Origin of the sequence: Candidatus Darwinibacter acetoxidans, from assembly GCF_041936445.1 — a bacterium.
In the GTDB taxonomy this organism is placed as follows: domain Bacteria; phylum Bacillota; class Limnochordia; order Darwinibacteriales; family Darwinibacteriaceae; genus DTU010.
Genome location: NZ_JBHGXH010000097.1, coordinates 1 through 2,091 on the forward strand (window position 1 = coordinate 1; position 2,091 = coordinate 2,091).

Here is a 2,091-nt window from a genome sequence, read left to right on the forward strand (position 1 = left end):
TGACAGCACTATTGACATCAAATCTAACAACAAATATTCACTGATAACCCTTATAAATTGGGGCTTATACCAGTCTGACGGTGATAACTTTAACAGTAATCTTGACAGCAACCTTGACAACAAACGGACAACAAACGGACAACAAACGGACACATACAAGAATAATAAGAATGATAAGAAGGATCTTATATATGTCCTGACCGCAGATGAAAACAACTTTCTGGACACCCTCGCCACGATTGAAAATTACCCCCTTGACCGTAAACGCGATCTTAAACTCTATCAGACCCTGGCCGAGCGCTACCCCCAACTTGACCTTATCGCCGCTATCGAGCAGTGGGCGGCTTACAAGTTGGACAAGCCTCTTAATGGAAAGTCTAACCCCCGCAGCCAGATAAACACAGCCTTTAAAAAATATCTGGAGTGGGGGAAATGTCTAAAAGAAAGGAGCGCTAAAAGTGGAGCAGTTAAAGGACATCCTGCCGGGAGCGATCCCGCTGGAAAATACCGCCGCTTCGTCAAGTCTTAAATGCGAAAAGTGCGGCGGCGAGATAAAGCCCGTCACCGTCGCCATCGGGGGAGCGGTTTATAGCTTTACCCCCCGCTGTGAGTGCGAGATTAAGCGGGAGGCGAAAGAGGAAAGCGCCCGCCTTGCCCGCGAACGCCAGGATCACCTTGACCGCTTATTTGACAACTCCGGCCTGGGCCCGCGATATGGCAGATGCGCCTTTGACAACTGGAAGAACCTACCCGGCACAGATGCCGCGCTTAAGGTTGCCGCCGACTATGCCGCAAACCTTAAGGAGAATATCACCGGCGGGCGCGGCTTCCTACTTTTCGGCCCGCCGGGAAACGGCAAGTCTCACCTGGCCGCTGCTGTGGTACGCGAAGCCCTGGCGCAGGGCTATACCGCCATCTTCGAGCGTGTGCCGCGCTTGCTCTCCCGGATTCGCGCAACATATCGCGATAACAGCCCTGTGAGGGAGGCGGAAATTATGAGGGGGCTTACCCAGGCCGACTTGCTGGTTTTGGATGACGCCGGCGCCGAAAAGTGGACCGAATGGACCGAGCCGACACTCTACACGATCATCGACGAGCGGTATTCCTTTTGTAAGCCGCTGATCATCACCACTAATAGCACCCTCGACGAGCTCGAAAAGAAGATCGGCGACCGCGCGATGGATAGAGTTTTGGAGATGTGTGAGATTGTGGAGAACACCGGGGAAAGTTACCGGAAAATGATCGCAGGAGGTAAACGATGAAACTTAGACGCTGGCAGTTTTTACTCATCAGCATCCTACTGATGCTCATTGTCCTGGCCCTCGGCACCGGCAGATATTTTGCCCTCGTGCGCCAGGAGCGGCTTGAAGAGATCCGGCAGATTGAAGAGGAAAACGAGCGGTTGATCAAAAAGGCCCGCCAGGCCCAGGAGCAGATCCGGATCATGGACGAGCGCCTGGTGGAGCTAGAGGAAATGTTGCTCAACTTGCAGCGGACAGAGCAGATAGTGAGCGGAACCCTACCCTCCCGCGGCGGGCGTCAATACACGGTGACAACCATGCCGCTTCTTTCTCCATCCGGCTTCAGCCCTGCAAGATTCGAGCGGGCCTTTAAAGGCACCCCGCTGGCTGGCATTGGCGAAGCACTGGTCCAGGCCGAGGCCGAAACCGGGATCAACGCCTTGGTGCTTGCCGCCATCGCCGCGCACGAATCCGGCTGGGGAAGATCCAGGATCGCCAAAGAGAAAAACAACCTGGCCGGGCTGGGGGCTTACGATCACTCACCGGGGAGTGCCATACGCTTCGAGAACCGGGAGGAGTGCGTGATGTTTTTAGCGGAGTTGCTACGGGACAGGCCCGGAAGCCTGGAGGAAATTGGCGGGTGGTATGCGAGTGATCCTCGCTGGGCGGCAAAGGCGGGAAGGTGCATGAAGATTATTGCGGAGGCGGGGCAATGACCCACCTATCCTTATTCACCGGCATCGGCGGCCTTGATCTTGCCGCTGAGATGGCAGGCTTTAAGACTGTCGGGCAAGTGGAAATAGACGATTATCGCAACCGTGTCCTGGAGTATCACTGGCCTGATGTGCCG

At 55.0% G+C, this 2,091-nt stretch carries 3 protein-coding genes and 1 pseudogene; all 4 read left to right on the plus strand.

Features of this window, described 5'->3' with window-relative positions; translation table 11 throughout:
- Positions 1-529, plus strand: a pseudogene (locus ACE4YL_RS03240) (hypothetical protein); the annotation flags it as partial.
- Complete coding sequence (locus tag ACE4YL_RS03245; RefSeq protein WP_461369199.1) at positions 459-1,262, plus strand: ATP-binding protein; 804 nt, start codon at positions 459-461, stop codon at positions 1,260-1,262. The pseudogene ACE4YL_RS03240 and the gene ACE4YL_RS03245, both read left to right, overlap by 71 nt.
- Positions 1,259-1,957, plus strand: coding sequence for a glucosaminidase domain-containing protein (locus ACE4YL_RS03250; protein ID WP_461369200.1), 699 nt, complete (start codon positions 1,259-1,261; stop codon positions 1,955-1,957). The genes ACE4YL_RS03245 and ACE4YL_RS03250 overlap by 4 nt, the downstream gene beginning before the upstream one ends.
- Positions 1,954-2,091 (plus strand): DNA cytosine methyltransferase (locus ACE4YL_RS03255; protein ID WP_461369201.1); only part of this gene is annotated, 138 nt, incomplete at its 3' end. The genes ACE4YL_RS03250 and ACE4YL_RS03255, both read left to right, overlap by 4 nt.